The sequence below is a fragment of the Pseudomonas sp. PDM17 genome, from assembly GCF_014851985.1.
Classification (GTDB): Bacteria; Pseudomonadota; Gammaproteobacteria; order Pseudomonadales; family Pseudomonadaceae; genus Pseudomonas.
This window is the reverse complement of the sequence record NZ_JACVAT010000006.1, coordinates 138524-154101: the sequence shown is the minus strand read 5'-3', so window position 1 is coordinate 154101 and position 15578 is coordinate 138524. Positions and strand designations below refer to the sequence as shown.

Genomic DNA, 15578 nt, shown 5'->3' with positions numbered 1-15578 from the left:
CGCTAGCGTGCGGCGGGCATCGGGTGGGGGATGTTTCAGGGCGTTGCGGAGGTGCTGGGATGCGCGCGCTGGTTGTCCAGCAGCGCCTTGCCCCAGGGCCGGTAGCGCACCTCGAACACGGCGCTGGCGTGGCAGCCGGTGGACGCGCTGGAAGGCGAGGCAGGTTCGGCATGGAAAGGCTGGCCGGCGGCACTGGTCTGGCGGAAGGCTTCGCGGACGATGCCGACCGGGCAGGGCAGGGCGGCGGCGTAAGCCTGGCGCACGCGCTCGGGCAGCGCGCCAGTGCCGGCACCGTCCTGCCACCAGACCTGCACGCCGAGCCCGGCGATCTGCCCCAGCCAGTCGCCGTATACCTGCGGCGCCAGCTTGCCACCAGAGAAGGCGCTCAGTTGCAGCGGTGCCTTCAACTGCCCGGCAAAGTGCTTAAGCTGATGCTGCAAGGCCTGGCGGCGTTCGACGGCCTGGAAGTGCCAGTCGTCCAGTTCCATCGGCAGGTACCAGGCGGCGACGGGCAGTTTCCACTGCTCGCCCACCTGCCGTTGCTGCGCCAGAGAGCGGCCCAGCTGATGCTGCCAGTAGGCTTCCAGGCCGGGCGTGTCCAGCTCGCTCTGGCGCTGGTAGTAGGCTGGGTCCATGTACAGCCCGAGGACCAGTTGCAGGCCATTGTCGTGGGCGCTTTTCAGGGAGCGCGCGAGCCAGCCGTTGGCACCGCCGAAGTCGGAGTCGCCATAGGCGGTCCATTGCACGATCAGGGTCTTCGTACCCTGGGCCGCGCTGGCGCGCCAGATCTGCTGCCACTGCGCGTCGCTCAGCGCTGCATCGACATTCAGCGGCTGGTAGAACAGGCGCTCATCGGCGTGCGCCGCGGTGGAACACAGCAGGGCCAGGGTGAAAATCAGACGTCGCATCAGAAGTTCACCTCGAGTCCCACCAGCCAGCCGTTGGCCTGTTCATAGAGATTGCCCGCCATGCCCAGTTGGTACTCGGTGCGCACGGTGACGTGGGCGCGGTACGCGTTGTAGCGGTCCTCGCCATACCAGTACTGCCAGCGCAGGCCGACGCCGCTGCGCAGGTCCTGGCGCCAGTCGTTGCTCGGGTCCTGCGCGGAGAACTCGGCAAAGCCGTACGGCATGATCGTCTGCGGCGAGTCCACCGGCAGCTTCCAGGTGTGGCCCTGCTGGTAGCGCGAGACCCACTGATGGTCGCCAGCGTGGGTCCACCAGGCGAAGTCGGTGTAAAGGAAGCGCTCGTCCCAGTCACTCTCGTCCACGCGCCAGTCGTTGCGGTACTCGCCCTGGTCGAGGAAGGAGGCGGTGGCGCGCAGCAGGAAGTCGGTGGAGGTCTGGCCGTACTTGTCGCGCTGGCGCACGTAGCGCTCGAACTTCTCGGGGGTGCCGATCTCGTGCAGACGGATGCCGTCGAAGGCGTAGTCGGAATCGCCGTCGTCGTTCACCGTATTCTGCTTGTACAGCTCGCTGTAGAGGTTGAGGTTGTAGTCGCCGAAGGGCTTGTAGCGCAGGCCGAAGCCGGCGGCGAGGGTCTGGGTGTACTGCTTGCGTCCTTCGTTGCCGGCGATCGCCCGGCCGTAGACCGAGAGGGTGCTGCCGTTGCGGGTCGGCTCCTCGCCCAGGGCGTGGTCCCAGATGAAGGTCTGCAGGTTCTGCGATTGCGCGCGGCGGCGGTTGCCGGTCTGGTTGTCGCCATTGAGGATCGGCACCGTGGTGACGCCGGCAGGCGACCAGGTGCTGGCGATGGTCAGGTTGTCGCGCTGGGACATGACCTGGTGTGCGCGGCGCTGGCGGAAGCGGCGGGCTTCGAGGCTGCCGTACTCGTCATCGGCGGCGACCGGGTCCTGTTCCAGGTCGATCACCCGGCGCAGCTCGCGGCGGGCGGCGAAGCTGTCCTCGGCTTCGTCATAGCGCCAGGCGAGGGTTTCGCCCAGGCGGAAGTCCTCGGGGTAATCGCGGGTGGCGCGCTCCAGGTAGGGGATCGCGGTGCGGCGTTCTTCCGGGGTGTCGGTGCCGGCCAGGCGCATGCCGTAGTCGGCACGGAAGCGCGGATTGTTCGGTTCGCGGCGTACCGCCTCGGCCAGCCAGAGTTTGCTCTGCTGCGTGTCCCCGGCCTTCTGTGCACTGCCGGCGGCGTTGTAGAAGTGCTGGCCGTTGGGCTGGTGCTGCAGGGCCTCGCGGTGCCGCGAAAGGGCTTCGGGGTAATCGCCGCGGGCGTCGGCGATGTTGGCGCCCAGTGCCCAGTCGTCCGCGCTGCCTTTCTTCGCCTGCTGCCAGTAGCGCTCGGCGCCGGCATTGTCGTTGGTGAGCAACGCGGCGCGGCTGGCGGTGAGACGGGCGTTGTCGTTGAGTTCGCTGGCGGGCAGGGCGTTGAAGATGCGCAGCGCACCGGCCGGATCGCCGGCGGCTTCCAGCGCATAGGCCAGTGGCAGCTGGCTTTGCTTGTCGCCGTGGGCGATCGCGGCCTGGTAGTAGACCACCGCTTCGCCGGGCCGCGCGGGCATGGAACAGCGGCCGAGGGCGCGCAGCTCGCCGGGGGTGTTGGAGTTCGGGCTCAGGTAGCGTTGCAGGGCGTCGCAGCGCCCGGCTTCGGCGAGGCGGCCGAGCAGGTAGCCGCGCGAGACCGGGTCGGCTTTGGGCAACAGGGCTTCGATGCGCGCGACGTCCAGAGGCGTGTCACTGCGTGCGTGGATGCCGGCCAGGCGCTGCAGCAGCGTGGGCGGCAGGTTGCCGCCGCGGCGGTCGTAGGCGCTCTCCAGCAGTTGCTTGGCGCGCTCGGTGCGCCCGGCGTTGAGGGCGAGGTAGCTGGCCTGATCCAGCGCCTTGAGGTCACCGGTCTGGCGATAGCGCTGCTCCCACAGTGCCGCCGCTTCGCCGGTGCGGCCGCGGGCCTGCAGTAGCTCGGCGCGCTGGCGCACCGTGTCGGGCGTCTGTGGCTGGCGCGATAGCCAGGCCAGAGCCAGATCGGTGCGCCCTTGGCGCCGCCAGGAGTCCACCAGTTGGTCGCGCCGGGCGGTGTCCCAGGGTTCGGGCAGCCGGGTGTTCTCCAGCAGGTCGGTGGCGTCCAGGCGCTGGGCCAGCACCAGCCAGGTCTTCGGATCGTCAGCCGGCTTGCACTGCTGCAGCTTCGCCAATGCCTCCGCCTGGTCGTGGCGCGACAGCCATTCGGTGGTTTCCAGGCAGGGACGGTTCTGCTGGTCACTGAGCTTGGTCACCAGCGGGGCGTCAGCGCTGTCGCGGGCGACCTCCAGCAGTTGCGCCTGGCGTGTCGGGTCGTTGCGGTCCTGTTCCGGCAGGGTGAGCAACCAGCGCTTGGCCACTTCGGTCTGCTCGACGGCGATGGCGCGGTCGATGATCGCCAGTCTTGCCTGGCGCGCGGCGTTGGCGTCGGGCGCCTGCTGGATCAGCTCCTCCAGCGGCTTTTCTTCCAGGCGCTGGGCGTAGGCGTTGGCCAGGCGGCGCCAGTCATCGGCGGAGAGTTGGTGAGCGGCGGCCAGCGGAGCCAGCTGGGCGATGGTGGTGTCCCAGTCACGCAGTTGTTCGGCCCAGTTGGCGCGGGCCTCGCGCAGCACGCGGCCATCGCTGCCCGGCGGTACGGTACCGAGCCATTCCAGCGCCTTGGCGGCACCCTGGGTCTGGCCGAGCTTGAGGCTGTAGGCCTGCCACAGGCGCACACGCTCGTTGGCGCTGCTGGTGTGGGCCAGCCACTGGTTGATCTGGGCTTCGGGGGGCGGGCCGTTCTCGATCAGGTCCAGGCGCAATTCGGTCAGGGCCTGCGCGCCGGCATCGGTGCCGGCCAGTGCCTGGGCTTCCTTCTCGGCGTCGTCGAAACGCTGCTGCTTGGCCAGGGACTGGATCAGCAGGGCGCGCGCCTCGGTGTTGTTCGGAACGCGGTCGAGCAAGTGGCGCATCAGGCGTTCGACTTCCGCCCAGTTGCTCTTCTTCGCTTCCTTGTAGCCCTTGTCGAGGTAGGGGAAGCTGCGGAAGCGCTGGAACTCCGTGAGCTGGTCATCGGCGGCCTGCGCCAGCGGGGCGGCGATGCTGGCCAGGATCAGGCCGTAAAGCAGGGGTTGTTGCGGTTTCACTCGGCCTCCCGGGCAATGCGATAGGCCTCGTGCTGTTCGCTGGCCTGTTCCTTGAGCGCTTCCTCGAGCACCTGCTGGGTGATCATGCCGCGCTTGATCAGGTGTTCGCCGAGGGAGTCCTGCTCGGGATCGAAATCGATCAGGGCCTGATTGAACAGGCTTGGCGGGACCATCCCGCGTACCTGTAGCAGGGTGCCGAACATCACCACGTGCCCGCACAAGCGTTCCATCAGCGACTCGTCGCCCTGGCGCTGACGGAGTGCGTCGATGATGGCGCGGGTTTCGTCGGTCTGGTTGCGGCCTCCGTACCAGTGGCGCAAGCCGAGGGTGACGCGTCCCTGGGGAGCCAGGCGACCGCGCACCGGGCGCTTGAGCTGGCGGCTGATGGCGCCGAGGGACACCTGGCTGATCTGCTGCTCGCTGGCCAGCACTAGGGTGTCGCCCTCGAGGGCCACCGGCAGTACCGCATAGCGCAGCGCGAGCTTGCGCGGCAGCGCTTCGATGAGCTTCTCGTCGAGGGTGAAGGGGTTGAGCGGCGCCCATTCCTCGCCCAGCTCTTCGGCCAGGGTTTCGACCAGCTGGGTGCTGGTGATCAGTTCGCGCAGCAGCAACTCGCGGCCCAGGCGGCGACGGACCGGGCTGGTCAGTGCCGATTGCAGCTGCTCTTCGGTGATCAGGCTCTGCGCGACCAGGCGCTGGCCCAGTGGCGTGCGCTGCGGGCCGGCGAGGGCGGGGAATTCATGGGTGGTCTTGTCCCAGGCGACCCGGCGTGAATCGCCCATCTCCATCACCTGCTTGAGCGCGCGCAGGTTGGCGAAGAAGTTGACGAAGTTGCTCCACATCATCCGCGGCGCCGACAGCAGCCCCTCGAAGATGCCGTAGAAACGAGTGACGAACCAGAAGCGCTGGAACAGCCGGTTGAGCAGCATCAGGCCGTTGAGGAACAGCAGCACCACCAGCAACTGGCTGCCTTCGAGGATCGACGGGAAGCGCCAGGCGTTGGGCGACAGGCTGGTGATCAGCCACATGGTGATCAGCACCAGGAACAGCAGGTTGACCAGGAAGCTCAGCAGGTAGGCGATCAGCCCCCGGCGGTCGCGCCAGAGGAAGTAGTTGAGCATGGTCTTGCTGCTCCAGCCCAGGTTGCGCGTGCCCTGGAAGACGATCCCGGTAATCCACCGGGATTTCTGCCGGATGGCGTGCTGCCAGGTGCGCGGGAAGTGTTCGCGCACGCAGATGACCTGGGAGAAGCGCCGGTCCATGCCCGGCACCCAGTCGCTCTTGAGCGCCAGCTGCGGGTCGGTGATGGAGTAGCGGGCGAAGATGCACTTCATGCCCTTTTGCTTGAGGCGGAAGCCGATGTCGTAATCCTCGGTGAGACTCTGCACATCGAAGGCGATGCCATCGCCGTCTTCGAGCAGCGCGGCGATGGCGCGGCGGCTGAAGCAGGTGCCGACGCCGGCGCTGGGTACCTGGCCGGTCAGCGCCTCGCGCACCGGCACATCCTTGCCGTGGTTCTCGGCGAACTCGTCGACGTAGTGGCCGGCGGTGAAGCCGGTCCATTCCGGGGCGTAGGGGTAGACCGGGATCTGGATCAGGTCCTTGGCCGGCAGCAGGTAGTTGAACAGGCGCAGTTCCAGCGGCGAGATGACGTCTTCGGCGTCATGCAGGATGAAGCCGGAGAATTCGATGCGGGCATCGGCCTCGAAGCGCAGAATGGCGTCGATGATGTTGTTCAGGCAGTCGGCCTTGCTGGTGGGGCCGGGACGCGCGCAGACCACCTTGTGCACGTTGGGGTAGTGCAGGCACACCGCGTCCACGTCCGCCTGGGTCTGTGGATCGTTGGGGTAGGTGCCGACGAAGATCTGGTAGTTCTCGTAGTCCAGGGTAGAGGCGGCCAGGCGGGCCATCTCGCCCACCACGCCGACCTCGTTCCAGGCCGGCACCATGATCGCCAGCGGCTTCTCCGGAGCGGCGAAGAGGCGTTCCTCGTCGGCCCGGTCGAAGCGGTTGTAGATACGGAAGCGGCGCACCAGTACCCGGCCCCAGTACACCAGGTCGATGAACAGGTCATCCAGGCCGAGCAGGAACATCAGCGCGGCGAGGATGATCGCCAGGTACTTCAGGGCATAGAGAACGTAGGTGAGGATATCGACCAGTTCGAGGCTCATTCGAACTCGCTTGGCGTACGTGATTCACCGAACCAGGAGAGCAGCCGGGCGACGATCTTCTCGCTGGCATGGCCGTCGCCGTAGGGGCTGAATACCCGGCTCATCTGCTCGTAGACTTCCTCGTCGCGCAGCAGGTGGCTGGCTTCGCTGACGATGCGCCCGGTGTTGGTCCCCACCAGCACCACGGTGCCGCCTTCCAGCACGGCCGGGCGCTCGGTGACACGGCGCAACACCAGCAGTGGTTTACCCAGCGCCGGGGCCTCTTCCTGGATGCCGCCCGAGTCGGTGAGGATGATGTGCGCGCGGTCCATCAGCCAGACGAAGTGCTGGTAGTCCTGCGGAGCGATCAGATGGATGTTCGGCTTGTCCGAGAGCAGGCCGTAGACGGCGTTCTGCACCTGCGGGTTGAGGTGCACCGGGTAGACGAAGTCCACATCGGGGAAGCGCTGGCCAAGCTCGGCCAGGGCCAGGCAGATGCGCTCGAAACCCTTGCCGAAGTTTTCCCGGCGGTGGCCGGTGATCAGTACCACCCGGCGGTCCCCGGTGAATTTGGCCAGGGGGGAGTCGATGGCGGGTTTCCAGCCGGTCTCGTGCAGGTGCTCGCGCATCCACAGCAGGGCGTCGATCACCGTGTTGCCGGTGACTTCGATCTGGTCGATGTTCACCCCTTCGCGCAGCAGGTTGTCGCGCGAGGCCTTGGTCGGCGGGAAGTGCAGGTCGGCGATCACTGCCGTGAGGCGGCGGTTGGCTTCTTCCGGCCAGGGCTGGTGGATGTTGCCGGTGCGCAGGCCGGCCTCGACATGGCCGACCGGGATCTGCCGGTGGAAGGCGGTGAGGGCGGCAATGAAGCTGGTGGTGGTGTCGCCGTGGACCAGCACGATGTCCGGGCGATGGCGGTCGTAGCTGTCGTCCAGCTTGCCCATCATCTGCAGGGACAGGCTGTTCAGCGTCTGGCCCTGGGTCATGACGTCGAGGTCTTCATCCACCTCGAGTTCGAAGGAGTTCAGCACTTGCTGTAGCATCTCGCGATGCTGGCCAGTGGAGCAGATGCGCAGCTCGATTTCCGGGGTACGGCGGAGGACGCGGGCGAGGGGGGCCATCTTGATGGCTTCCGGACGGGTTCCGAAAACCATGGTGACTTTGTACTTCATCAATTGCTCCTTGGGCGCACCCTTGTGGGGCCGCCTTCGGTTTTCCGTGTGGGATTTTTCCAAGGGCAATGAAAGTCGCTCAAGTCCGGGCTGTCCAGCGACAACTGGTGTTGCCAGTGATACAGGTCAGGTACATTGACCTTTTCGGGTGTTTTGTCGCCTGGCTGCAGGCCGCGTCGTCAGTGGGCCGGCGCCGGTTTGCCGGCAGCGTCGAGAAAAAATGTTGATGAATTTTTCGAGAAGGCGGATCGGTCGATGCTGAGCGCGGAATTGAAGGCGTTCTACCGGGTGGCGAAGTTGGGCAGCATCACCCAGGCGGCGAAGAAACTCGGCCTCAGCCAGCCGACCGTGACCACGCAGATACGCAACCTGGAAAGCCAGTACGCGGTGGAGCTGTTCTATCGCGGCGGCCGTCGCCTGACCCTGAGCGACGAGGGCGCGCGCCTGCTACCGATGGTCGAGGCGCTGTTGCAGCAGGAAGCCGACATCGAGTTTTACCTGCGCAACTGTGGGCAGATGCAGGGTGCGCTGCGCATCGGCGCCACCTCTCCTTATTACGTGCTCGGGCTGATCAAGAACTTCCGCGAGCGCTTCCCGCAGATCGAAGTGTCGGTGGAGATCGGCAACTCCCAGCAGGTGCTCGAATCGCTGATCGAATGCCGGGTGGACCTGGCGGCCTCCTCGCAGCAGGTGGACGACGCGCGCCTGACCCGCGTGGTGCTGGGCAGCGATCCACTGGTGCTGGCGGTGCACCGCAGCCACCCGCTGGCGGCGCTGCAATCGGTGAGTCTGGGCGACTTGCGCAGCCATTGCCTGCTGATGCGCGAGGCGGGTTCTACCACCCGCCAGCTGACCGAAGCGATGTTGCAGCAGGCGGGGGTAACGCCGGCCTCGATGCTGGAGATCGGCAGCCGCGAATCGATCCGCGAGGCCGTGATCCGCAACCTGGGCGTGAGCATCATCGCCCGCCAGGAAGTGCCGGATAACCCGCACTTGTGCGTGCTTGAGATCAAGGGCGCCAGCCTGATCGACGAGTACCTGTATTGCCTGAAGGACCGGCGGCAGGCGCGCTTGCCGAGTGCGTTTCTGGCGTTGGCGCAGGCGTAGAACCGATTCCCGTGTAGGAGCGGGCCATGCCCGCGATCAGAGTTTCCCTCCCCACCGAAGTCAGAGCGACGCACGAACGCAGGATGGTGTGGAGCGAAGCGATACCCATCAATTTCCGTGTGCCGTCAGCATGGGTATCGCTGCGCTCCACACCATCCTACTAAGCGTTCACCGGCAGGGACGGCAGGGCGCCGGGCAAGGTGGTAGTTCGTAGGGCGAATAACGCGCCAGCGTTATCCGCCACATGGGTATTGGCGGATAACCCGTTCCGGGTTATCCGCCCTACGTTTGACCGCTCTACACGGCACTTCCCAAAAAACTTCGCCCCTATACCCAAATCTGCCTATGGATCTATCGGCGCACTTGGCCCTTTAGCAATAGTGCCGTCGCAATCGCTCCCTAGCATGGACCTCGTTCCTTCACGTCACGGCTCACGCGGCGTGGACCACAAGAAAACGAGGTACCGCCATGCATCCCACCATCGCCGGCACGCCGCTCAGCGTGCGTCACATCCGCAAGCGCTTCGGCCAGTTCGTCGCCCTCGACGGCGTGTCGCTGGAGGTCAAGGCCGGTGAGCTGGTGTGCCTGCTCGGCCCTTCCGGCTGCGGCAAGACCACCCTTCTGCGCTGCATTGCCGGGCTGGAGCAGCAGGACGAGGGGACCTTGCACCTGGGCTCGCGCGATGTCTCGAACCTGCCGCCGCAGGCGCGGGACTACGGCATTCTGTTCCAGTCCTACGCGCTGTTTCCCAACCTCACGGTCGAGCAGAACATCTCCTATGGTCTGACCAACGCTTCGAAGGATGAAGCGCGCCGCCGCGTTGCCGAGATGCTCGAACTGGTCGGCCTCACCGGCAGCGAGAAGAAGTACCCCGGCCAGCTCTCCGGCGGCCAGCAGCAGCGCGTCGCCATGGCCCGCGCGCTGGCGCCGAGCCCCTCGCTGCTGCTGCTCGACGAGCCGATGTCGGCGCTGGACGCCCGCGTCCGCGAACACTTGTGCGGCGAGCTGCGCCAGTTGCAGAAGAGCCTGGGCATCACCACCGTGATGGTCACCCACAACCAGGACGAGGCCATGCTGATGGCCGACCGCATCGCGGTGATGAACCACGGGCGCATCGAGCAGTACGGCACAGCCCAGGAGATCTACAGCAGCCCGAGCACGCCCTTCGTCGCCGAGTTCGTCGGCCAGGGCAACTGGCTGCCCTTCGAGCCTGGCAGTGACGGTCACGCACGGGTCGGCAGCCTCAACCTGCGCCTGCACTGCCAGGCACCGAGTGCCTCGGGCCGGTTGTTCTGCCGCCCGGAAGCGATCAGCGTGAACCCCGCCGTACACCAGGAAAACCTGTTCCGCGCGCAGGTCCGCGAGATCACCTTCCTTGGCAACCGCTGCCGCATGAGCTTCGAGCTGGAACAGCTGCCGGGCCACGCGCTGCTCGCCGAGCTGGCGCCTGAGGACATGCCGCGCCTGGGCACCCCGGACATCTGGGTGTCGCTGCCGCCCCGCAGCCTGCAGGTGTTCGCCTGAGATGGAAGCCGTGGTGAAACACAGCCCGGCGCTGTCGGCCGGCAAGATTCGCGGCGATCTGGGGGATCGCCTGTTCGTCCGCGGCGGCAAGTACTTGCTGCTGCTCCTGCTCACCCTCGCGGTGCTGATGCCGCTGCTGGCCATCTTCTGGCGTGGCTTCAGCGGCGAAGCGGGACAGGGCGGCGGCCTGGCGGCCATGGGCGAACTGCTGCGCAGCGACAATTTTCACTGGTTGCTGGGCAACAGTCTGAAGGTTTCGTTGAGCGTGGCGTGCATCGTCGTGCCGGCGGCCTACCTGTTCGCCTACGCGCTGCAGCGTACGCTGATCCCGGCCAAGGGCCTGTGGCGCGGGATCTCCCTGCTACCGTTGCTGGCGCCGTCGATGCTGCCGGGCATCGCGCTGATCTACCTGTTCGGCAACCAGGGCCTGCTGCGCCACCTGCTGCCGGACAACATCTACGGCTTCTGGGGCATAGTCCTTGGCGAGGCTATCTACACCTTCCCCCATGCGCTGATGATCCTGCTGTCGGCGCTGTCGCTGGCCGATGCCCGACTGTTCGACGCCGCCTCTAGCATGGGTGCCGGGCCCTGGAAGGCTTTCCGCAGCATCACCTGGCCGGCTTCTCGGCAGGGCGTATTCGCCGCCTTCTGCCTGGTGTTCACCCTGACCATCACCGACTTCGGCGTGCCAGTCGTGGTGGGCGGCGATTACCAGGTGCTGGCACTGGAAGCCTACAAGGCGGTGGTCGGCCAGCAGCAGTTCGGCCGTGGCGCGCAGATCGGCATGATCCTGCTGCTGCCAGCGCTGCTCAGCTTCGCCGTCGACACCTGGCTGCGCCGTCGCCAGGGCGGCGCCATGAGCGGCCGCGCGCAGGTCTACCATCCCAAGCCGTCGCGTCGTCGCGATGCTGCCTTCCTCGCCATCGTCGTGTTGATCAGCGCGGTGCTGTTGGGCGTGCTGGGCATGGCTGTGTACTCCTCGCTGGTGAAGTTCTGGCCGTACAACCTATCGCTGTCGCTGAACCACTACGACTTCAACACCACTGCCGGCGGCGGCTGGCTGGCCTACCGCAACAGTCTGACCATGGCGGCGTGCACCGCGATCATCGGCAGCGCGCTGATCTTCACCGGTGCCTACCTGATCGAGAAGACCCGCGAGCAGCGCTGGCTGAGCCAACTGCTGCGCATGCTGTGCTTCGTGCCGATGGCTGTGCCGGGCCTCGTGCTGGGCCTGGGCTACGTGTTCTTCTTCAACTTGCCAGGCAACCCGCTGCACGTGTTCTACGGCAGCATGGCGCTGCTGGTGGTGTGCACCATTTCCCACTACCTGACCACCGCGCAGATGACCGCCACCGCCGCGCTGCGCCAGCTCGACGGCGAGTTCGAGGCCGCCGCGCTGTCGCTGAAGATGCCGCTGTGGCGCCACTACCTGCGCGTCACCGTGCCGATCTGCCTGCCGGCGCTGCTGGACATCACCCGCTACCTGTTCGTCTCGGCGATGACCACGGTCTCGGCGGCGATCTTCCTCTACAACCCGGACACCATCCTTGCCGCCGTCGCCGTGCTGAACATGGATGACTCCGGCAACGTCGGCGGCGCCGCCGCCATGTCTACCCTGATCCTGCTCACCTCCGCGGCCGTGTCGCTGCTGCTGGCCGGCGCCTCGCGCGGCCTGCTGCGCCGCTCCCAGGCCTGGAGGACGGGCGCGAACCCGTAACACCGCTGGACGCTGTCGCCCGGCGCCTGTGCCCTTTCAGGTCAGCTGCCGGGCTCAACCCCTGACAAACCCGCCCCGAGCGGGAGACCAACACTGCCAAGGAGCTCCACATGTTCAAACGTCTTGCCCTCGCCGCCGCCGTGGTTGCCGGTTTCGCTGCACAGGTCCACGCCGCCGACACCGAGCTGACCGTCTACACCGCCCTGGAACCGGAACAGCTGACCGCCTACAAGCAGGCCTTCGAAGCCGAGAACCCGGACATCAAGATCAAGTGGGTGCGCGACTCCACCGGCATCGTCACCGCCAAGCTGCTGGCCGAGAAGGATCGCCCGCAGGCCGACGCCGTGTGGGGCCTGGCCGCCTCCAGCCTGGCCATCCTCGACCAGCAGGGCATGCTGGAGAAGTACGCGCCCAAGCACCTGGACGCCATCGGCAAGAACTACCGCGACCCGGCCAACCCGCCGGCGTGGGTCGGCATGGACGTCTGGGCCGCGACCATCTGCTTCAACACCGTCGAGGCCGAGAAGCTGGGCCTGGAGAAGCCGGTGAGCTGGCAGGACCTGACCAAGCCCGAGTACAAGGGCAAGATCGTCATGCCGAACCCGGCTTCCTCGGGCACCGGCTTCCTCGACGTCTCCGCGTGGCTGCAGACCTTCGGCGAGAAGCAGGGCTGGGCCTACATGGACGCGCTGCACGAGAACATCGGCCAGTATGTCCACTCCGGTTCCAAGCCGTGCAAGCTGGCCGCCGCCGGCGAATTCCCGATCGGCATCTCCTTCGAATACCCGGCCGTGCAGCTCAAGCGCCAGGGCGCGCCGCTGGACATCGTCCTGCCGAAGGAAGGCCTGGGCTGGGAAATCGAAGCCACCGGCATCGTCAAGGGCACCCAGCATGAAGCCGCGGCGAAGAAGCTCGCCGACTTCTCCGCCAGCCCCAAGGCCATGGAGCTGTACAAGGAAAACTTCGCCGTGCTGGCCCAGCCCGGGATCGCCAAGCCGCAGACCGAACTGCCGGCCGACTACGAACAGCGCCTGATCAAGAACGACTTCGCCTGGGCCTCGAAGAACCGCGACGAGATCCTCGCCGAGTGGCGCAAGCGCTACGACGGCAAGTCGGAAAAGGTCGCGCAGAAATAAGGTTCGACCAAGGCTCGGCGCTGGCGGCTCTCTCTCCCCAACCCTCTCCCTGAAGGGAGAGGGGGCCGTTCGGCGTGTCGGTTCGAGGTTGTGCAGTCCTGGAGCCCAGGAGGGCAGGACAACGCGGCGACTGAAAGTGCATTCGCTCCGAAGGTTGCACTTGAAATACCAGGATGAACTCGTAACTTTTCTCGGCAGAGGAGGGTTCCCTCTCCCTTCGGAGCGGGGCGCGTAGCCAGGGCTGGGAGAGGCGCTTTTCTGCTTGTTTTATACGCAAGGAACCTATCCCCATGACCCACACCCACTGCGACGTCGCCATCGTCGGCGCCGGAATCCTCGGCCTTTCCCACGCCTACGCCGCCGCTCGCCGCGGCCTCTCCGTGCGCGTCTTCGAGCGCACCGCCACGCCGCTGGGCGCTTCGGTGCGCAACTTCGGTCAGGGACTGGTCACCGGACAGCCGCCGGGCGTGATGTCAGACCTGGCCCGCGCCAGCCGGCCGATCTGGGCGCAGTGGGCGGAAGGCGCCGGGTTCTCCCTGCGGCGCAACGGTTCGCTGCTGTTCGCCCGCAGCGAAGCCGAGGAACACCTGCTGGAAGCCTTCTGCGCCGGCCGCGCCAGGGAGCTGGACTACCGCGTGGGCCTGCTGCGCGGCAGCGAACTGAACGACCTTTATCAGGGACACTTCCGTCATCATCGCGCGGCGTTGCTGGGCTTCGACGACCAGCAACTGTATTCCCGCGAGGCGCTGCCGAGCCTGATCGATTACCTGCGCCGCGCGCACGGCGTTGAGTTCCACTTCTCCACTCTGGTGCGTGATGTCCACACCGGCGTGCTGCGCACCACGGCGGGCACCTTCACCGCCGGGCAGGTCATCGTCTGCTCCGGCCACGACTACCAGACGCTGCTGGCCGAAGTCATCGCACCGCTGGAACCGCAGGTGTGCCGTCTGCAGATGCTGCGCGCCCGCCCGCAGGTCGACATCGGTCTTTCCCATTCGATCCTCACCGGCCTGAGCTGCGTGCATTACGGCGCCTTCTCCGACCTGCCCGAGGCCGAAGCGGTGCGCGAGCAGATCCGCCGCGAAACGCCGGAGCTGGAAGAGCAGGGCATTCACCTGCTGGTCAGCCCGACCCCCCATGGCGAGCTGATCATCGGCGACTCCCACCACTACGGCAGCGACGCGGCGCCGTTCAATGCCGAGTTCGTCGACCGGCTGATGCTGGAACTGGCCGAGGACACGCTGGGTATGCGCGTGGAGATCGTCGAGCGCTGGCAGGGCGTCTATGGCTCGCGCGGACCGGGACCGTTCTCGGTGCTGCAGGCCGCCGACGGCATCACCGCCGTGCTGATGCATACCGGCGTGGGCATGAGTATCGGCCCGGCGCTGGGTGAGCGCACCGTTGCCGCACTGTTCGGCTGACACCTGGCTGTCATCTGCCGTTCACCCGGTTCTGATAACACCGGAAGGGCGATGCGGCTTTCGTAGGGCGCATGAAGCGGAACGCTTCATCCGCCATGGCGGATGACCGCAAACGGTCATTCGCCCTACGTCAGATATCCCAGGTTCAGCGGGGTCCCATGAACCACAGCATCGTCCAGAGCCATCAGGACTCCGACCTGTTCGGCCTGCTTTATGGCTTCAGCTTTCGCCCCGACCAACCGGGGCTCGAGATCGATTCGCCAACGGCCCTGCAATGCCTGCGGGAGCCGCGTGCGGCGGACGAATTCCTCTGGCTGCACCTTAACCTGGCGCACGCGGCCTGCGAGCGCTGGATGAAGTCGCACCTGGAACTGCCCGACTACTTCTTCGAGACCCTGCGCGAAGGCTCGCGCTCCACCCGCATCGAGCATGTGGACGGTGCGCTGCTGGCGGTGGTCAACGACGTGGTATTCGACTTCGGCAGTCGCATGTCCTCGGATGTCGCCACCCTCTGGGTCTGCGCCCGTGGTCGCCTGCTGGTCACCGCCCGTGCGCAGCCGCTGCGCTCGGTGGACACGCTGCGTTCTTCGGTGAAGCACGGCGAGAGCTTCAACTCGCCACTGGAGTTGCTGATTCACCTGTTGCGCGACCAGGGTGAAATCCTCACCCGCATCGTTCGCGAGACCAGCATCAGCGTGGACCGCATCGAGGATCAGCTGCTTTCCTCGCGCCTCTCCGCCAGCCGCGCCGACCTGGGCGCCATGCGCCGTGTGCTGGTGCGCCTGCAGCGCCTGCTGGCGCTGGAGCCGGGCTCGCTGATGCGCCTGCTCAACCGCCCGCCGATGTGGCTGACGGAGGACGATGTGCGCGTGCTGCGCGAGGCGACCGAGGAATTTTCCCTGGTGATCAACGACCTCACCGCGCTGGGCGAACGCATCAAGCTGCTGCAGGAAGAGATCGCTGCGAAGATCAACGAACAGAGCAACCGCACGCTGTTCACCCTCACCGTGGTCACGGTGCTGGCGCTGCCGATCAACATCATCGCCGGCTTCTTCGGTATGAACGTCGGCGGCATTCCGTTCTCCGGCGACCCGGAAGGTTTCTGGATCCTCGTGGTGCTGGTGGCCAGCTTCACCGGTCTGGCCGGGCGCTGGGCATTCCGCAAGCGCGACGACTACTGAAGCAATTCATCTGCAGGAGCGCGCCATGCGAGCGATCGCGGGCATGGCGCGCTCCTGCACGGTGATTCCGGCGTCTG

At 66.4% G+C, this 15578-nt stretch carries 10 protein-coding genes; 6 read left to right on the top strand and 4 right to left on the bottom strand.

Annotated elements, in window-relative coordinates:
* Positions 1 to 35: 35 nt before the first annotated feature.
* The 4 genes from IB256_RS21825 to wecB are packed head-to-tail and all read right to left on the bottom strand — an operon-like array spanning position 36 to position 7415.
* Positions 36 to 908 carry a DUF4434 family protein gene (locus IB256_RS21825; RefSeq protein ID WP_192289230.1) on the bottom strand — a complete coding sequence of 291 codons (873 nt, stop codon included), beginning with the start codon at positions 906 to 908 and terminating at the stop codon, positions 36 to 38.
* Positions 908 to 4093 carry an NfrA family protein gene (locus IB256_RS21820; protein WP_192404050.1) on the bottom strand — a complete coding sequence of 1062 codons (3186 nt, stop codon included), beginning with the start codon at positions 4091 to 4093 and terminating at the stop codon, positions 908 to 910. Before IB256_RS21820 ends, IB256_RS21825 begins: the two co-directional genes overlap by 1 nt.
* On the bottom strand, positions 4090 to 6264 hold the full coding sequence (gene nrfB, locus IB256_RS21815; RefSeq protein WP_192289226.1) for a cyclic di-3',5'-guanylate-activated glycosyltransferase NrfB: 2175 nt from the start codon (positions 6262 to 6264) through the stop codon (positions 4090 to 4092). The genes IB256_RS21820 and nrfB overlap by 4 nt, the downstream gene beginning before the upstream one ends.
* Positions 6261 to 7415, bottom strand: coding sequence for a non-hydrolyzing UDP-N-acetylglucosamine 2-epimerase (gene wecB, locus IB256_RS21810; RefSeq protein ID WP_192289224.1), 1155 nt, complete (start codon positions 7413 to 7415; stop codon positions 6261 to 6263). Before wecB ends, nrfB begins: the two co-directional genes overlap by 4 nt.
* Positions 7416 to 7670: 255 nt before the next feature.
* Between wecB and IB256_RS21805 the strand changes: the two genes are divergently transcribed.
* From IB256_RS21805 to IB256_RS21780, 6 genes are all read left to right on the top strand, one after another.
* Entirely contained in the window at positions 7671 to 8522 is an 852-nt protein-coding gene (locus IB256_RS21805; protein WP_192289222.1) for a LysR family transcriptional regulator, read from the top strand.
* Positions 8523 to 8990: 468 nt separating this feature from the next.
* A complete protein-coding gene (locus tag IB256_RS21800; protein ID WP_192404049.1) occupies positions 8991 to 10046 on the top strand; it encodes a putative 2-aminoethylphosphonate ABC transporter ATP-binding protein in 1056 nt (351 codons plus the stop codon).
* Between the two features lies 1 nt (position 10047).
* Complete coding sequence (locus IB256_RS21795) at positions 10048 to 11763, top strand: putative 2-aminoethylphosphonate ABC transporter permease subunit (RefSeq protein ID WP_192404048.1); 1716 nt, start codon at positions 10048 to 10050, stop codon at positions 11761 to 11763.
* Between the two features lie 110 nt (positions 11764 to 11873).
* Positions 11874 to 12899, top strand: coding sequence for a putative 2-aminoethylphosphonate ABC transporter substrate-binding protein (locus IB256_RS21790; RefSeq protein WP_037012373.1), 1026 nt, complete (start codon positions 11874 to 11876; stop codon positions 12897 to 12899).
* Between the two features lie 290 nt (positions 12900 to 13189).
* A complete protein-coding gene (locus IB256_RS21785; RefSeq protein ID WP_192404047.1) occupies positions 13190 to 14320 on the top strand; it encodes a TIGR03364 family FAD-dependent oxidoreductase in 1131 nt (376 codons plus the stop codon).
* Between the two features lie 158 nt (positions 14321 to 14478).
* Positions 14479 to 15501, top strand: a complete 1023-nt coding sequence (locus tag IB256_RS21780; RefSeq protein WP_192289213.1) for a transporter — start codon at positions 14479 to 14481, stop codon at positions 15499 to 15501.
* Positions 15502 to 15578 lie beyond the last annotated feature (77 nt).

What these genes read in the sequence shown, in the direction of transcription:
- IB256_RS21825 (WP_192289230.1), bottom strand. Translation starts at nt 908, where the DNA reads ATGCGACGTCTGATTTTCACCCTGGCCCTGCTGTGTTCCACCGCGGCG.
- nrfB (WP_192289226.1), bottom strand. Translation starts at nt 6,264, where the DNA reads ATGAGCCTCGAACTGGTCGATATCCTCACCTACGTTCTCTATGCCCTG.
- wecB (WP_192289224.1), bottom strand. Translation starts at nt 7,415, where the DNA reads ATGAAGTACAAAGTCACCATGGTTTTCGGAACCCGTCCGGAAGCCATC.
- IB256_RS21805 (WP_192289222.1), top strand. Translation starts at nt 7,671, where the DNA reads ATGCTGAGCGCGGAATTGAAGGCGTTCTACCGGGTGGCGAAGTTGGGC.
- IB256_RS21800 (WP_192404049.1), top strand. Translation starts at nt 8,991, where the DNA reads ATGCATCCCACCATCGCCGGCACGCCGCTCAGCGTGCGTCACATCCGC.
- IB256_RS21795 (WP_192404048.1), top strand. Translation starts at nt 10,048, where the DNA reads ATGGAAGCCGTGGTGAAACACAGCCCGGCGCTGTCGGCCGGCAAGATT.
- IB256_RS21790 (WP_037012373.1), top strand. Translation starts at nt 11,874, where the DNA reads ATGTTCAAACGTCTTGCCCTCGCCGCCGCCGTGGTTGCCGGTTTCGCT.
- IB256_RS21785 (WP_192404047.1), top strand. Translation starts at nt 13,190, where the DNA reads ATGACCCACACCCACTGCGACGTCGCCATCGTCGGCGCCGGAATCCTC.
- IB256_RS21780 (WP_192289213.1), top strand. Translation starts at nt 14,479, where the DNA reads ATGAACCACAGCATCGTCCAGAGCCATCAGGACTCCGACCTGTTCGGC.